Source organism: Streptomyces sp. NPDC048415 (genome assembly GCF_040651675.1).
Lineage (GTDB): Bacteria > Actinomycetota > Actinomycetes > Streptomycetales > Streptomycetaceae > Streptomyces.
This window is the reverse complement of sequence record NZ_JBEZKJ010000013.1, coordinates 80,613-96,141: the sequence shown is the minus strand read 5'-3', so window position 1 is coordinate 96,141 and position 15,529 is coordinate 80,613. Positions and strand designations below refer to the sequence as shown.

The 15,529-nt window shown below is 69.9% G+C and carries 13 protein-coding genes and 1 pseudogene; 11 read left to right on the top strand and 3 right to left on the bottom strand.

Annotated elements, in window-relative coordinates; genetic code table 11:
- Positions 1–244: 244 nt before the first annotated feature.
- The 9 genes from AB0D27_RS12375 to asnB are packed head-to-tail and all read left to right on the top strand — an operon-like array spanning position 245 to position 11,530.
- On the top strand, positions 245–1,423 hold the full coding sequence (locus AB0D27_RS12375; RefSeq protein ID WP_362506036.1) for a cytochrome P450: 1,179 nt from the start codon (positions 245–247) through the stop codon (positions 1,421–1,423).
- Positions 1,416–2,432, top strand: coding sequence for an aspartyl/asparaginyl beta-hydroxylase domain-containing protein (locus AB0D27_RS12370; RefSeq protein WP_362506033.1), 1,017 nt, complete (start codon positions 1,416–1,418; stop codon positions 2,430–2,432). Before AB0D27_RS12375 ends, AB0D27_RS12370 begins: the two co-directional genes overlap by 8 nt.
- Entirely contained in the window at positions 2,429–3,694 is a 1,266-nt protein-coding gene (locus AB0D27_RS12365; protein ID WP_362506030.1) for an MFS transporter, read from the top strand. The genes AB0D27_RS12370 and AB0D27_RS12365 overlap by 4 nt, the downstream gene beginning before the upstream one ends.
- Positions 3,691–4,935: a cytochrome P450 gene (locus AB0D27_RS12360; RefSeq protein ID WP_362506027.1), complete on the top strand. Its 1,245-nt coding sequence runs from the start codon at positions 3,691–3,693 to the stop codon at positions 4,933–4,935. The genes AB0D27_RS12365 and AB0D27_RS12360 overlap by 4 nt, the downstream gene beginning before the upstream one ends.
- Before the next feature lie 41 nt (positions 4,936–4,976).
- Positions 4,977–6,341 carry a DUF6002 family protein gene (locus AB0D27_RS12355; RefSeq protein ID WP_362506024.1) on the top strand — a complete coding sequence of 455 codons (1,365 nt, stop codon included), beginning with the start codon at positions 4,977–4,979 and terminating at the stop codon, positions 6,339–6,341.
- Entirely contained in the window at positions 6,338–7,501 is a 1,164-nt protein-coding gene (locus AB0D27_RS12350; protein ID WP_362506021.1) for a GNAT family N-acetyltransferase, read from the top strand. Before AB0D27_RS12355 ends, AB0D27_RS12350 begins: the two co-directional genes overlap by 4 nt.
- Positions 7,498–8,757 (top strand): MFS transporter, encoded by a 1,260-nt coding sequence (locus AB0D27_RS12345; protein WP_362506018.1) that lies wholly within the window; start codon positions 7,498–7,500, stop codon positions 8,755–8,757. The genes AB0D27_RS12350 and AB0D27_RS12345 overlap by 4 nt, the downstream gene beginning before the upstream one ends.
- The gene (locus tag AB0D27_RS12340) at positions 8,754–9,680 is read left to right on the top strand and encodes an LLM class flavin-dependent oxidoreductase (RefSeq protein WP_362506015.1); all 927 of its coding nucleotides are present in this window, start codon (positions 8,754–8,756) and stop codon (positions 9,678–9,680) included. Before AB0D27_RS12345 ends, AB0D27_RS12340 begins: the two co-directional genes overlap by 4 nt.
- Positions 9,681–9,691: 11 nt before the next feature.
- A complete protein-coding gene (gene asnB, locus AB0D27_RS12335; protein ID WP_362506012.1) occupies positions 9,692–11,530 on the top strand; it encodes an asparagine synthase (glutamine-hydrolyzing) in 1,839 nt (612 codons plus the stop codon).
- A gap of 67 nt (positions 11,531–11,597) precedes the next feature.
- Here the strand turns inward: asnB and AB0D27_RS12330 are convergent, their stop codons facing one another.
- Positions 11,598–12,200, bottom strand: a complete 603-nt coding sequence (locus tag AB0D27_RS12330) for a DUF6817 domain-containing protein (RefSeq protein WP_362506009.1) — start codon at positions 12,198–12,200, stop codon at positions 11,598–11,600.
- Positions 12,201–12,495: 295 nt separating this feature from the next.
- Between AB0D27_RS12330 and AB0D27_RS12325 the strand changes: the two genes are divergently transcribed.
- Together AB0D27_RS12325 and AB0D27_RS12320 are read left to right on the top strand one after the other, a co-directional pair.
- Entirely contained in the window at positions 12,496–13,248 is a 753-nt protein-coding gene (locus AB0D27_RS12325; protein ID WP_362506006.1) for a LuxR C-terminal-related transcriptional regulator, read from the top strand.
- Positions 13,249–13,441: 193 nt separating this feature from the next.
- The gene (locus tag AB0D27_RS12320) at positions 13,442–14,344 is read left to right on the top strand and encodes an LLM class flavin-dependent oxidoreductase (RefSeq protein ID WP_362506003.1); all 903 of its coding nucleotides are present in this window, start codon (positions 13,442–13,444) and stop codon (positions 14,342–14,344) included.
- A gap of 221 nt (positions 14,345–14,565) precedes the next feature.
- Here the strand turns inward: AB0D27_RS12320 and AB0D27_RS12315 are convergent.
- Together AB0D27_RS12315 and AB0D27_RS12310 are read right to left on the bottom strand one after the other, a co-directional pair.
- Positions 14,566–14,790, bottom strand: a pseudogene (locus AB0D27_RS12315) (LLM class flavin-dependent oxidoreductase); the annotation flags it as partial.
- A 149-nt stretch (positions 14,791–14,939) separates the two neighbouring features.
- Positions 14,940–15,488: an RNA 2'-phosphotransferase gene (locus tag AB0D27_RS12310; protein WP_362506000.1), complete on the bottom strand. Its 549-nt coding sequence runs from the start codon at positions 15,486–15,488 to the stop codon at positions 14,940–14,942.
- Positions 15,489–15,529 lie beyond the last annotated feature (41 nt).

Genomic DNA, 15,529 nt, shown 5'->3' with positions numbered 1-15,529 from the left:
CGTTGGGCATTACCACGGAGTATCACGCCGCGGCAAGAGGGGGATTGCCCTGCCGCCGACTTCGTTGACGCAATGTTCGAGATATTGATTTGATGATCGAGCCTTGAAAACCGACCGCGAGTTGGGGGGGGACATCATGAAGTACTGCTGGTAATTACATAGCGGAATAAATTGCGGGGCCGACTCGCCGAGTCGGCCCCGTTGCCGATTTCACTGAGGAGAAGGCGACAGAGGAGAACGCGGGATGCTGGAATACGATCCGTTGTCACCCGGACTGATAGAGAATCCGTACGCCTTCTACGCGGAGCTCCGTGAGACCCAGCCGGTCTTCTGGCACGACCGCATCGAGTCGTGGGTGTTCACGCGGTACCAGGAGTGTTCGCGGATCCTCCGTGACACGACCGCGTTCGCAAGCGACTGGCGCCGGGCGGGCTACGACCTGCCCGAGATGGACCACCCGAGCCTGCAGGTGCTCGATCCGCCCGAGCACGGGCCGGTGCGGCATCTCTTCATGAACGCACTGCACAGCCAGGACCTCGCCGGCGTCGAGGCCTTCGTGGCGGACGAGTCGGCCGCCATTCTCCGGAAATTTTCTTCCGATGTGCCATTCGACTTCGTGGCGGAAGTCGCCCGCCCGGTCGTCCTCCTGGCCATCTGCCGATTCCTCGGTGTGGACACGCCGGAGACCGACTCCTTCGTCGCGCTGACCGACGCGGTGGAGCGCGGAATGGATGCCGGATTCGTTCCGGAGGCGCTCCCGCCGGCCATCGCCGCGCGCCGTGAGATCGATGCTCTGGTGGAATCCTGGGTGATCGACGAATCGACCCCCGGAATGCTCGGTCACGCACTGCGTGAGAGAAAGAACTTGGGCGTGCCGGAAGGTTTCGTCTGGAGCACCGGACGCGTGCTGTTCCTGGCCGGATTCAGTACGACCGTGTCGGCCGCCGCCAACGCCCTGCTCGCTCTCCTCGACCGGCCGCGGCTGATCGAGCAGCTGCGCCGCGACCGCAGGCTGCTCGACAGCTGCATCGACGAGCTCATCAGGTACGACAGCCCGATCCAGGGCACGAGCCGGGCATGCGTGGAGGACCTCGACCTCGGCGGTGTACGGATCGCCCGCGGGCAGACGGTCCTGGCCCTCATCGGCTCCGCCAACCGGGACCCCGCACAATTCCCCGACCCGGACGTGGTGGTGCCCGACCGGCGCCCCAACCCGCACCTGGCCTTCGGCCGCGGCCCCCACGCGTGCACTGGCACCCTGCTCGCGAGGATCGTGCTGCGCGGCCTGCTCGCCAGCCTCCTGGACCTGCCCGGGACCGTGTGCCAGGCCGGGCCGGAGTACCGCGGGGTCCGTGCCACCCTGCGCTACCCGGAGCGGCTTCCGATCACCCTGAACGCGTGGAGAGACGACACCCATGAGTGAACTCGAGCCGTGGCCACAGGCCCACGTCCTGGCCGAGCTGCCCGCGACGGCCAAGCTCAGCCTGCACTTCGACACGGAAGGTCTGCTCGCCGACCTCGACGCCCTGCGGAACAGCACATGGCTGGGGCCGCAGATCATCTCCGGTGAAGGTCTTCGCCCCGGTGTCGACGTGGACTGGCGCAAGCTCCCCCTGCGCAGTGTCGGCGGCGACCCCGACCGGTCCGACCCGGGTGGCCCCGCGCTCGACGACTTCGCCGACACTCCGCTGCTCGCCAAGGCCCCGCACATGGCCCTGCTGCTGAAGCACCTGCCGGCACCCCTGCGCTGCGTCAGGCTCCAGTCGCTGGGCCCCGGCGCGGCCAGCCCCCTGCACAACGACACCAAGTACGGCCTGCCCTGGGGGATCGTGCGCCTGCACGTACCGCTGATCACCACACCCGGAGCCGTGCTCACTATCGAGGACACCACCCACTGCTGGCAGCCCGGGGAATTCTGGTACGCCGACTTCACGCGCCCGCATCTGGTGCGGAACGACGACGACATCACCCGTGTCCACCTCGTCATCGACTGCGAACCCACGCGGGAACTCCTTCACTTGTTCCCCGACGCGTTCCGGGAGCTGAAGGTGCTCGACCATACGCTCCTGTCATTGCCGGACATGCCCGTCACCCCGGCGGAGCTGAGGGACCACCGCTGCACCTTCGCCATCCCCGACTCGTTCACCACCTTCGACGAGCCCGACGGAGCCTTCCTCACCTCGCCGCGCACCCGGACGGCCACCGTCGACGTGCACGAGGGGCAGCTGACGCTGTTCTTCTCCGGGGAACCCGCGTTCCGCCTCGTCCACGTGGGCGCCGGCGAGTTCCGGTTCGCCGGATGGACGGTGGAGCGGACGATCCAGTTCACCAGGGACTGCTACGGCAGGCAGTACGCCACGCTCCGTACCCGGGTCGGTGACCAGGTGCGGACCCTCACCCTGTCGGCGGAACCCGTCGGTGAGCCGATATGACGGCCGAGACCGCCGTGCGGCGCAGCCTGCTGAGGGACCGGCAGTTCATGCTGCTGTTCGGCGCCGAGTCGATCAGCGTCGCCGGCTCGCAGATCGGGGTCGTCGCGCTGCCTCTGGTCGCCATCCTGACGATGCAGGCCGGCGCCTTCGAGGTCGGTCTGCTGAGCGCCGCGCAGACCGCGGCATTCGTGCTGATCGGCCTGCCTGCGGGCGTGTGGGTGGACCGAATGCGCCGCAGGCCCGTGCTCATCACGGCCGATCTCGTACGGGCGGCGCTCCTGCTCTCCGTCCCCGTCGCCGCCTGGCTTGACGTGCTCACCCTCGTCCAGCTCTACGCCGTGGCGCTCGGTGCCGGTATCGCCACCGTGTTCTTCGAGATCGCCAGCCAGAGCTATCTGCCCGCCCTGATCGGCCGCGAGCGACTCGTCGACGCCAACGGCAAGCTGGAGACCAGCCGGTCCGCCGCCCAGGTGGTGGGGCCGAGCGTCGGCGGCTGGCTGGTCGCCCTGCTCACGGCACCCGTCGCGGTCATCGCCAACGCGATCGGCTTCCTGGGCTCCGCGCTCCTGCTGAGCCGGATCCGCGCACAGGAACCGGTGCCCTCCACCGCCGACCGGCCGAGCCTGGTGCAGGGCATCCGAGCGGGGCTGCGTCTGGTGTTCGCCGACCGCATCCTCCGGCTGATTGCGCTCCGCTCGGCCCTGGCGAACCTGGCGTTCTCGGCGCTCCTCGCCGTCCAGGCGCTCTTCCTCGTCCAGGACATCGGGCTGTCACCCGGGGCCTACGGAGCCCTGCTGGCCGCCGGCGCCGTCGGCGGCCTCGGCGGCGGAGCCCTGGTCGGACCGCTGGCGAAGCGGGTCGGCTCGGCCCGGATCATCTGGCTCGCCCCCCTGCTCTTCCAGCCCTTCTCGCTGCTGATCCCGTTGACCACCGCAGGTGCCGGAGTCGTCTTCTTCGTTGTGGGCTCCTTCCTCGTCTCGGTCGGGGTGGTGATCTACAACGTCAGCCAGATCAGCTTCCGCCAGGCCACCACGCCACCGGACATGCTGGGCCGGATGAACGCCACCATGCGCTTCCTTGTCTGGGGCACCATGCCACTCGGCGGAGTGCTCGGCGGCGCCATGGGCGAACTGTTCGGAGTGCGGGCGGCGGTGTGGGTCGGCGCCGTGGGGCTCGCGCTCTCCACGCTCCCCCTGCTCTTCTCCCCGCTGGTCCGCATGCGCGAGCTGCCAGGCCACGGCACACCGGACGGCCCGTCATGACACAGGTGCACGAGTCACGCACACGGGCGCCCGAAGCGGACGTCGACCAAGAGCCGCGGCCGCACTTCCCTATGCCCCGGCGCTGCCCCCATGCACCGCCGCCGGAGTACGAGGAACTGCGGGACCGGGCCCCTCTCGTACGGGCGACGTTCCGCGACCGGCCTGTGTGGCTGGTGACCCGGCACGCCGAGGCGCAGCAGCTGCTCACCCACCCTGCGATGAGCTCCTCCCCGCAGCGGCCGGGACACCCGTTCACGGACGCCGCCGGGTCGCCGCGCGGCACGCTCCCCGGGGACTTCATCGACATGGACCCCCCGGAACACAACCACTACCGGCGCATGCTGGCCTCGGAGTTCGGCACGCGGCGGGTCCGCGCCATGCGCCCCGCCATCCACTCCGTCGTGGACGAGGTCCTGGACGAGCTGTCGGGCCGCCACGAGGCCGATCTCGTCGCGGACTTCGGGATGCCCGTCGCCACGTTGGTAATGTGCCGCCTCCTGGGCGTCCCCTATGAGGACCGGGACTTCTTCCAGGAACGCACCCACACCATGACGAAGGGCCTCACCCACCCAGAGGAGGCCGAGGCCGCGTTCAAGGAGATCCGCGGCTACGTGGACGAGCTGGCGCACCGGGCCGCGCGGGACCCCGGCGACCATCTGCTCGGCCGCCTCGTCCGGGAGCGGCATAGGTCCGGCGGACTGACCCACGAAGAGCTGGCCGGCATGGCTTTCCTGCTGCTGGTGTCCGGCCATCAGACCACGGCCAACATGATCCCGCTCGGTGTGTACACCCTGCTGAGCAACCCGGAACAGCTCGCCGCTCTGCGAGCCGATCCCGTGCTGTGGCCGTCGGCGGTCGAAGAGCTGCTCCGCTACCACTCGATCGTCGACTGGGTGGCACTCGCCCGGGTCGCGACCGAGGACATCCGCGTCGGCGAGCAGACCGTACGCGCCGGTGAGGGCGTCTTCGTCCTGGGCGCCTCCGCCAACCACGACGAGCGGGCGTTCGCCGAACCGGCCATGTTCGATGTCCGCCGCGGCCGCCGCAACCATCTGGCCTTCGGCTACGGCGTCCACCAGTGCCTGGGACACAACCTGGCTCGGGCCGAGCTGGAGATCGCGTACCAGCGGCTCTTCGAACGCCTTCCGGACCTGCGGGTCCTAGGAGACCCCGAGGACCTTCCGTTCCGCTACGAGGAGCGCACCTTCGGTCTCCACCGACTTCCCGTCACCTGGTTCTGACGCCGCAGCACGGCCACCGCGCCCTGGTTCAAAGGAGCCCGATGATCCACAGCATCGCCGAGGTCCCGACGACCTCGGTCAACGTCCTCGACGAGCACGGCAACGGCCTTCGCCGGGCCCTGGCTGCCGTCGCCGCCAGCCGGCCGACCACGGCGGACTTCGCGCCGGCGTTCGCCCTGCCCGAACCGTCCGAGCGGCTAGGCACGTTCTTCGCTGCCACCGACTTCCGCTTCGCGGGACTCGGCACCGTCGGCGCCGTCCGGCTGCATCTGCTCGACCTCATGGGCAACCCCGGCACCCGCACGGTCAAGAGCCTCGCCTCACACGTCATCGTGGCCCGCGCCGTCGCGCACATCGACCGAACCGGGGAAGGGGTGATGATCCTGACGCCGTCGTCCGCCAACAAGGCGACGGCGTTGCGCGACGCGGTGCTGCGGGCCTACCGCACCGGCCTCGCGGACCCGGAACGCCTGCGGATCGTCACCGTGGTCCCGGACGCGGCCCGCCCGAAGCTCTGGTGGTCCGAACTGGCCGGCGATCCGGAGCTCGCCGCCCGCAACCCCATGTGCGTACTGGACCGGGAACACCCCGAGCACGTGAAGACCGTCGTCTTGCGGGCACTGGAGGAGTCCGTGGCGGAGCTGTTCGCGCGGTACGGCTTCCGCCTCTGGCACACCCTGGACTTGGACAACTACCGCTCAGCGGACGCCGTCCGGGCCTTCGCCGAGGATGCGGCGCTGCCCGCGGACCCCGTGACGGTACGCGTCCACGCGCACGCCGTGTCCAGTGCCTTCGGGCTCCTCGGCCACCACCTCGGCACCACGCTGGCGCCCGCGCGGGCCCGGCCCCCGCAGTACTTCCTCGTCCAGCACCTGGCCACGCCCGACATGGTGCAGAGCCTGTACGGCACCCCGGCACCCGCCTACCGGTTCGATCCGGCCACGGGCCTTCACCACCAGGACGCAGACCCGCACTATCCCCGTACCACCTTCGGCACTGGGGAAGACCTCGAGACCACCTTCTACACGCGGGCCCCCGCCACTTCCGCGGCCATGAACGAGCTCATCCGCGGCAACGGCGGAGGTGGCGTGGTCGTCTCGCTCCACGAATGCCTGGGCCGCTACGGCGAGATCCGCGCCCTGCTCGCCAGGGCCGGCACCACGTTGCCCGCCGACCCGCGCAGCCTGCGCGAATGGTCCCTGGTGATGGTGATGACGGGGGTGCTGAACGGCATCGACCGCGGCCTCATCCAGGCGGACGAGGTCGTGGTCCACGGCTCGGGCTCCTACGGCGCCGACGACTTCGTCCCGCTCTCCGGAGCGGCGGTGCGGGACGTCACCGGTGCGGCGGACGTGCGGAAGGCCCTTTTCGACGCCGCGTCCGCCGGCCGAGGCGCGGTGGCGTGAAGGCCCTGCCTCGCGCCGCGACCGCGGTGCGCTTCCGATGGAACGCGGGCACCGGCCCCTGGGCCGCCGCCCGCGGCTGCTGGGCGAGCGCTCCCGGCCGACGATATCCGCACACGGTGACGCGGTCGGCCGGTGACTGGTTCACCCTGGCCTACCAGGGCTTCCCCGAGGGGCTCACTTATGTGCTGCCGTACCTCCGGGCGCAGCTGCCGGTCCCGTCCGACGAGCGAGCGGGCGGCCTCCTCGGACCGGAGTCGGCCGACGTCTCGCCGCTCACCTGGCGGGGGATCCGCCGCGGCGCGGGTGCCGTGGACGCCGACCTCCTGGTCGTGGGCTGTTCCAGCCGCCGGGCCCGTACGCTGCCCCGTGACCGTTCGCTCATCCTCCCGTTCCGCGTCCACGCCCTGATCGACGTCGTGGGCGACCCGGCGACGATGCTCGCCTCGGTGTCCCCCAACGAACGCAGGCAGTTCGCGCAGCTGCGCCGCCGGCACGAGTGGACGTACGAGACGGCGACCGGCGTCGACGACCTGCGGTTCTTCTACGAGTGCATGCACCTGCCGACCATGGAGATCCGGCACGGGGAGGAGACCCGCAGCGCCGACTGGGCGACCACCCGGGACGCTCTCTTCCGGCACGGCATGCTGCTGTTCGTCAACGAGGGCGGGAAACGGGTGGCCGGGGTGGTCTGCCGGTTCGAGGAGCGGGGCCGTGCGCTCCGGATGCGGCTCTTCGGCGTGCTGGACGGCGACGAGACGCACTACCGCAGCGGGGCCGCCAAGGCGGTCTACTACCTGACCGTGGAGTGGGCCGCACGCCACGGTGTGCGGTGCGTCGACCTCGCCGGCGGCGACCCCTTCCCGGGCAAGGGCGTCTTCCAGTTCAAGCGTCGCCTGCACCCGACGATCATCCACCCCCAGGACCACTACCGCGACCGCCGCGTGTACGTGCGTGCGGTCCGGGACACCCCGGCGGTGCGGGACTTCCTCGTCGCCACCCCGATGTTGAGCGTCGACCAGGCCGACCGGATCGTGGCCGTCTACTTCCACGACTCGACCCGCCCGGCCCGGCTCGGCATCCGCGCCGCCACGTCGGGAGTGCACGGCTCACGCACCGTCGACCTCGACGAGTTCCTCGCCCCGGCCGGGAGCACCGGATGATCCGGTCATGGAGGCGACCCGAGTGGACGACCCTCGCGTGGTGGCGCCACCCGGTCGGTCCGATCCACGCGGCCGCGCTCGTGCTCTCGCTGGGCCGGGGTGCCTGGTTCACCTGCTGGGCCATGTTCTTCATCAAGTCTGTCGGCCTGACCAACACCCAGTTCGGCGTCGGCATCACGCTGGCCGGTGTGGCGGGACTGGTGCTCGGCGCGCCGCTCGGCTACGTCGCCGACCGCGTCGGTACCCGTGAGACGCTGATCGTGCTCACCCTCGTGCAGGGCCTCGCGATCCTTTCGTACGCGGTGGTGCGCGACTTCTGGGCGATCGTGGCGGTCACCTGCGTCATGATCGCCGCCGAGCGGTCGACGCCCGCAATCCGGGTCGCGGTGATCTCCGGACTCACCCCACCGGGGGACGAGCGCCTGAACAGCATCTCCACGGCCCGGGTGATGACCCAGGCCGGGATCGTGGTCGGTGCCCTGCTCGGCGGGCTCGTGCTGTCCGCCGAAAGCCGCGTCGGCTATCTGAGCCTGATCGTCCTGTACGGCGTGGCCAATCTGCTCGCCGCAGCACTGCTGTTGCGCGTCCGGCACGTCCGCTCGCTGGCCGACCGCAAGGTCAGGCGTGGGGCGCTCGTGCTGCGCGACCGGCCGTTCCTGGCCGCCACGCTACTCAACGGCCTGCTGGCACTGAACTGGGGCATGCTCGACTCCGGCGTACCGCTGTGGATCTCGGCGCACACCCGGGCCCCCCTGTGGGTGATGGGCCTGCTGATGGGGTTCAACGCCGTGGTGATCGTCCTCTTCCAGAACCGGGTGAGCCGGGCCGGCGCGACCATCGCGGGAGCCGGGCGGCTCGGCCTGTGGTCCGGACTGTTCCTCGCGGTGTCGTGCGGGGTCTTCGCCGCCACGTATCACGGCTCCGGGACGTATGTGCTGGTGGTGCTGTTCCTGGCCGCGGTCATGCATGTGGTCGGCGAGCTGCTCTTCGTCGGCAGTGGTTTCGGACTGTCCGTGGGGCTCGCTCCGCAGGATGCCCACGGTGAGTATCAGGGCATGTTCAACACCGGCCAGGCGGCCGCGATGATGCTCGCGCCCGGGGCGATGACCGTGATGCTCGTCGAGGGCGGCCGGCTCGGCTGGCTCGTGCTCGCGGTGGTCTACGTCCTCGCGGGCCTAGGCACGGTGGCGACCGCCCGATGGGCGCTGCGTGAGCGCGAGGCCGGTGGTGTCACCGGCGACCTGGAGAAGGTGTGACAGCTCTCGGCGTCCTCGTCCTTCCGGAGCACGCGGGCGGGTCCGCCGCACGCGTCTGGCGCGAGGCCGAGCAGCTCGGCTTCGCCCACGCGTGGACGCTTGACCATCTGTCCTGGCGGCTTCCGGCGGACGCGCCGTGGTATGACGCGATGACCACGCTGGCGGTCGCCGCCTGCCACACCACGACCATGACGCTCGGCACGCTCGTGACGACCCCCAATTTCCGCCATCCCGTCCTCGTGGCCAAGCAGGCCATGGCGCTGGACCGCATGAGCGGCGGGCGGTTCGTGCTCGGTGTGGGGGCCGGGGCGTCCGGGCCGGATGCCGCCGCGCTCGGTGATGCCGCACTGTCGCCCGGACAACGCGGGCAGCGTTACGAGGAGTTCGTCACCCTCGCCGATCTGCTGCTGCGCCGGGAGACGACCACGTTCCGCGGCCGGTTCTACCGGGCCGAGGACGTGCGGATGGCGCCGGGCTGCGTCCGGCGTCCCCGTCTCCCACTAGCCCTGGCCGCGACCGGCCCGCGGGGGATGCGCCTCGCGGCGCGCGTCGCGGACCTGTGGGTGACCATCGGCGACACGAGGCGCCCCGGAACGCAGTCGGAGGACGAGGCGTTCGCGACGCTGCGGCGCCAGATCCGTCGCCTGCGGGAGGCAGCCGAGGACCTCGGCCGTGCGGCGGGCGGAGAGACCGGCGCGGATTCCGGGCCGCCGCGCCGGGTGGTCAACCTGAGCAGGATCGTGCCAGATCCGTACGCCTCGGCCGAGCGGCTGGCCGACCTCGTCGGGCGATGTGCGGAACTCGGCTACACCGACATCGTCCTGGCCCGACCGCGTGCCGACGGCGTCTTCGCGGGAGATCTCGCCGCCTTCGAGCGAGCCGTCCTGCACGTGGGCCGTCACCTGAGCCCTATCGATCAGTAAGGGAGACCCAGATGTGCGGTTTCGTGGGATGGCTGGACTTCGCCGGACACCGGCGCGACGCGTTCGACGCCCAGCGCGTGCTCGACGCCATGACCGACACCATGGCCGACCGCGGCCCTGACGCACGCGGCACCTGGCTGGGCCCGTACGCGGCCCTGGGGCACCGCCGGCTCGCGGTGATCGACGTCGCGGGCGGCGCGCAGCCGATGGCCGGCACGGCCGGGCCCGGCGGGCCGCCCGTGGTCCTGGCGTACGCGGGGGAAATCTACAACTTCCCTGAGCTGCGCTTCCAGCTCTCCGGTCTCGGCCACGCGTTCACGACCCGGTCCGACACCGAGGTGCTGCTGCGCGCCTATCAGGAATGGGGGGCCAGCTGCGTCGAGCGGCTGAACGGCATGTTCGCGTTCGCCGTGTGGGACGCGGCGCGGGAGGAACTGGTGCTTGCCCGGGATCGGCTCGGTGTCAAGCCGCTCTACTTCGCCACCCGTCCCCACGGAGTGCTGTTCGCCTCCGAGCCGAAGGGCGTGCTGGCCCATCCCGACTTCGCGGCGACCCTCACCGTCGAGGCGCTGCCGATCCTGTTCAACCCGCGACTGGCGCTGCCGGGCGAGACCCCGTTGCGCGGCCTGCACGAGGTCAAGCCCGGACACGTCGTACGCGTCGACCGGCGCGGCTGTCACTCGTACCCGTACTGGCGTCTCGTGAGCCGGGAGCACCCACATGACCTCAGCGCCACGGTGGGGCACGTGCGCGAGTTGCTGGAGGACATCGTCGAGCGGCAACTGGTCGCCGACGTGCCCCGGGCGGCCATGCTCTCCGGCGGACTCGACTCCAGCGCCCTGGCGGCACTGGCCGCACGTGGTCTGGACCGGGCCGGCGAGGGGACGCTCACCACCTACTCCGTCCGGTTCGCGGGAGAGGAGGAGGACTTCCGGCCAACACTGCTGCGGCCAGAGCGCGATGCCCCGTACGCGGCCCTCGCGGCGGCGCACATCGGTGCCGATCACCGTGAAGTCGTCTTGGAGGCTACTCAGTTGGAGGCGGCTCTGCTGCCCACGCGCAGGGCGCGGGACCTGCCGGGGCTCGGGCCGTTCGACACCTCGATGTACGGGATGTTCGCGGCGATGCGCGAACATTCCACGGTCGCCCTCTCGGGAGAGGCGGCCGACGAGGTCTTCGGCGGCTATCCCTGGTTCCACGACGCGATCACAGTGTGGCGCGACACCTTTCCGTGGCTGGGCGACGCCCCACGCCTTTCGGACTGCCTGACTCCCGCGATACGCAAGGAAATCCGGCCCGCCGAATTGGAGGCCGACCGCTATGCCACGCTGCGCGCCGCAGTTCCCCGGCTGGCGGGAGAGGACGGCCTCGAGGCGCGTATGCGGGAAGTGCTCTTTCTCAGTCTCCAGGGACCGCTCGCGATGCTCCTCGACCGCAAGGACCGCATGAGCATGGCGGTGGGGCTTGAGGTCCGGGTGCCTTTCTGCGACCACCGGCTCGTCGAGTACGTGTGGAACGTGCCCTGGGCGATGAAGACCGCCGACGGCCGGGAGAAGAGTCTGCTGCGGATGGCGGCGGCGGATCTGCTGCCGGAGGCGGTGCTGTACCGCCCCAAGTCCGCCTACCCGGCGGTGCACGGCCAGGAATGGGAGGCCCGCACGCGCGCGGCGGTGACGGCGTTGCTCGACGATCCCTCGTCGCCGCTCGCCGAGCTCCTTGACCGGGACAGGGTGTCGGACCTTGCCGGGCATGGGGGCCGCACCATGACGCACGCGGGCACCGGGCATCTGCTGCTCCCGCTGCTTGAGACGGACGCCTGGATGCGGGAGCACCGCCTCCGGCTGTCCTGACCCCGGACAGACAGCGAGGCCGCCCCGTGGCAGTCCACGGGTCGGCCTCGCTGTCTGTCCGGGGGGATCATCCCAGGACGTGCTGGACCTCGCCCCAGGCGTCCTCGCTGAGGGTCGCACGCATACGGGTGAAGAGCTCGAGGAACTCGGGCCCGTACTTCGCGTGGAACTCCGGGTTGTGGCTGGCGATATCGCATTCGTTCGCCACGCTGATTTCCATCAGGTCCCGGATTTCCTGCTCGGTCAGTGTGCGCAGCTCACCGGTGAACCGGTCGCGCCAGTGGTCCTTCTCATCGGCCAGGTGCGGGTAGGTGTACTTACGGTCCATCGCGCCGTAGAGGTACACGAGTCCTTCGGCGGCTTCGCCAATGACCTTTGCGACACGGGGTCGCTCGGACAGGTCGAGCATGGAGTACATGGGATCGGGAGAACCGTCCGGGGCGAAGAGCGCGTGGGTCAGACCCGCTTCACGGACGACCTCTCGGGCGCCCCATTCCGTAAGCTTTCCTTCCACCCGCAGCAGGTGAGAAAGAAGTGTTCCCCCAGGATGCTTGATGTCCCCGGCTCCGACGCTTTCGAGAAGTTCGACCGAAGCTTTGCTCATTTCCCCTCCAAGGAGACTCCCCCAGTTCGCCGGCGCCTGGTACGGGTGTTTCTGCCGGCCTGGCATTCCGGGAACGTTAACCCGCGGCCGTCCAGCCACGCGATGCGGGAAAACCCCCAGTGATGAGGGGTTGACAGCCGGGTGGCGACTGGTTCGTCGTCGGGTTGTCGAGTGAAGCGGCTATAGGGTTGAAGGTCGAACTGACGTCTGAAAGGATGCCGGGATACGCGGCTGGCTACTCCGTCTACGGTCGCGGAACGGGGGAGATGGAGTGTCTTTGGCGACCCGATGGCCATGCCCATCGGCGGAAGTGACCCGCGGCATTCACGTTAAGTACAAAGGTAAACCAAAACCGTTTCCGGTGCTAGTCCGGGACCGGCTCCAGGTCGTACTTTCGACCGACGAACTGGCGCTGCTCGGTATGCAGGTGACACGCCGGTGGACCCTCGGCTCGCTGGCTTTGATATCAATATTCCAAGTGGCGGAATGCCTGACCGACCCGCAAGCGGCAGTCGCCGTCGCGGACCGGTTGACGTGGGCCTACGCCCTAGGGCGACGCTGGGACGATCCCGACCTGGATCCCGGATTGCTGCTGGACTATCGGTCACGCGCGGCCGTGAACGGGCCGGGGAAGCGTGCCTTGGCGACGATCCTGCTCAAGTTGAACGAGCAGGGTCTGGCGGTCGGCCGGCGCGGGGAGATGTCCTCTCCGCAGCGGACGCTCGCCGCACTGCGGGACATGAACAGCACGACTGCCTTCCGCAGGGCGCCGGCCGCTGTGCCGCGGGATGCTCGTGAGCGGACGCTTCCCCAGGTGGGGGACAGGGATCGATGTCCCCCACCTCGGCCTGAGCCGGCGCAGCAGCCCGTCGTGTCGGTGGCAGAGCACACGGCACTCGCCCTGCTCACCGCCCGCGAACGGCAGATCGCCGAGCTGGTGAGCGCGGGGTGCACCAACCAGCAGATCGCCCGCTGCCTGCGCCTCAGCCCCAAGACGATCGAGTCCCACCTGGCCAGGATGTTCGGCAAGCTCGAGGTCTGTTCCCGAGCCCAGGTCGCCGCGCTGGTCAGCAGCCTCGGCCGCAGCCCGGAGCTCGGAGGAGTCGGCCGGTAGCGGGTCTCGGGCAGAGGGCTTCTCGAAACGGAGTTTGGGATGTGGGTTTTGTGCTGGTCACTCACCGTCAGGTGCCGCCCACCTCGCACCAGACTGAATCGCGCGCAGCTTGGGAAGCTCCGATCGAAGGGTGAGGACGTCACACTCTGGAGTCACAGGGAGACGCCCCTGAGTCCGACGTAGGCTCGGTGGCATGAGTCTGCGCCTGAGCACCGTGATCCTTCCCGTCGACCGATGGCACGATGGAGGGCGCGCCAAGTGGCAGCGCGCCGAGGAGCTCGGCTTCCACGCCGCCTACACCTACGACCACTTGTCTTGGCGCAGCTTCCGAGATGGCCCTTGGTTCGGCGCCCTGCCCACCCTCACCGCTGCCGCCACCGCCACGGACCGTCTGCACCTGGGCACCCTCGTTACGTCGCCTAATTTCAGGCACCCCGTGACGCTCGCCAAGGAGCTGATCTCGCTCGACGACATCTCCGACGGTCGGGTCACGCTCGGAATCGGCGCGGGCGGCAACGGTTTCGACGCCACCGCGCTCGGCCAGGAGGCGTGGACGACAAAGGAGCGGGCCGACCGCTTCGCCGAGTTCGTGCCGCTGCTCGACCAGCTCCTCACCGAGGACGCGATCTCGCACCGAGGCACGTATTACTCGGCGAACGAGGCGCGAAACACCCCCGGCTGTATCCAGCGGCCGCGGCTGCCGTTCGCGGTGGCGGCGACCGGGCCACGCGGGCTGAAGCTGGCCGCGCGGTACGGGCAGGCGTGGGTGACGACCGGCGACCCGAAGCTGTACGAGACGGGGACCCCGGAGCAGTCGGTGGAGGCGCTGCGCGGCCAGGTCGAGAAGCTCGGCAAAGCGTGCGCGGAGAGCGGCCGGGACATGGCGGAGCTGGAGAAGGTCCTGCTGACCGGCTTCACGCCGGACCGGGGCGGGCCGCTGGAGTCCGTGGACGCCTTCGTCGACTTCGCCGGGCGCCACCGCGAACTCGGCTTCACCGAGATCGTGATCCACTGGCCGATCAACGACTCCGACTTCGCCGCCGACCAGACCGTCTTCGAGAACATCGCCACCGAGGCGCTCGCCCAGCTCGGCTGAACCGACATCGGCGCGTAGCCGGGGCGGCGTTGCCGCCTCTAGACCTACCTGCTCCGGCTATCTCTGAGGCTGTCCTCGGTTTGACGTTGGCGCCACCCGGCCAGCAGGTGGCTGCGGGAAGCGCCGTGAACGGGGGCGCTATCGGCGTCTCGGGGCATGGCGACACGAGCAGATAACACTGAAGTCACAGGTCAGGCTGCGATAGGTGAACAAGGCTTGACTGAGGTCACGAGCGTGTCGAGGCGCAGCCGATCGGTGACGGAGGCTGCGGCGGTCAGCGTCGGCACGGCCCCGAACCACGGGCCGTCGCGGAAGCTGCGCCACGACAGATGGTCGTAGGTGAACGCGGTGTGGAAGCCGAGCTGCTCCGCACGCTCCCATGCGGAACGCCCGCCCTCGTGCCGGCGGACGTACGGCAGGATCACGGTGCTCAGACGCAGACTCATGCATCGAGCGTAAGCGGAGCCACGCGGTGCTCCTGCCCAGCACCGATCAGCGCGGTGCACCCCGATCAGCGCGGTGCACCCCGATCAGCACGGTGCACCCCGTTCAGCGCGGGTGCATCCGAGCAGCGCGGTGACCCGATCACTGTGGATCAGTGTGGTCGGGGAAACCGCAGGTACTTCGCCGGTACGGTCTCCGTCAGCCACACCCCGTTCGCGCTGACCCGGAAGACATGGCCGTCGCGGTGCATGGCGGCGGCGTCCACGGAGAGCACGACCGGCCGACCGCGCCGGGCGCCGACACGGGTGGCGGTCTCCCGGTCAGCCGAGAGGTGTACGTCGTGCCGGTTCATGGGGCGCAGCCCCTCGGCGCTGATCGCGTCCAGGTTGCGGGCCACGGTCCCGTGGTAGAGGTACGCGGGCGGGGTCGCCGGGGGCAGGCCGAGGTCTACCTCGACGGAGTGGCCCTGGCTGGCGCGGATTCGGGTCCCTTCGATCGCGAAGCGCCGCTTGTCGTTCGTGGCCACGACGTGGCCGAGCTCCTCGCGCGTGAACCGGAACCCGTGCGCGGCCGCCGCGGCGATCAGCGTGTCGATCTCGACCCAGCCGCCCTCGCCGAGGGTCAGCCCGATGCGTTCGGGTTGGTGCCGCAGATGCTTCGAGAGGTACTTCGACACCTTCACGGTGCGTCTTTCGTCCATGTCCCCAGGGTGGCGGGCGAGACGCCAGTCACGCATTTGAT

Coding starts and splice junctions, on each gene's coding strand:
- AB0D27_RS12370 (WP_362506033.1), top strand. CDS start 1,416: ATGAGTGAACTCGAGCCGTGGCCACAGGCCCACGTCCTGGCCGAGCTG.
- AB0D27_RS12345 (WP_362506018.1), top strand. CDS start 7,498: ATGATCCGGTCATGGAGGCGACCCGAGTGGACGACCCTCGCGTGGTGG.
- AB0D27_RS12365 (WP_362506030.1), top strand. CDS start 2,429: ATGACGGCCGAGACCGCCGTGCGGCGCAGCCTGCTGAGGGACCGGCAG.
- AB0D27_RS12320 (WP_362506003.1), top strand. CDS start 13,442: ATGAGTCTGCGCCTGAGCACCGTGATCCTTCCCGTCGACCGATGGCAC.
- AB0D27_RS12355 (WP_362506024.1), top strand. CDS start 4,977: ATGATCCACAGCATCGCCGAGGTCCCGACGACCTCGGTCAACGTCCTC.
- AB0D27_RS12310 (WP_362506000.1), bottom strand. CDS start 15,488: ATGGACGAAAGACGCACCGTGAAGGTGTCGAAGTACCTCTCGAAGCAT.
- AB0D27_RS12330 (WP_362506009.1), bottom strand. CDS start 12,200: ATGCCAGGCCGGCAGAAACACCCGTACCAGGCGCCGGCGAACTGGGGG.
- asnB (WP_362506012.1), top strand. CDS start 9,692: ATGTGCGGTTTCGTGGGATGGCTGGACTTCGCCGGACACCGGCGCGAC.
- AB0D27_RS12375 (WP_362506036.1), top strand. CDS start 245: ATGCTGGAATACGATCCGTTGTCACCCGGACTGATAGAGAATCCGTAC.
- AB0D27_RS12360 (WP_362506027.1), top strand. CDS start 3,691: ATGACACAGGTGCACGAGTCACGCACACGGGCGCCCGAAGCGGACGTC.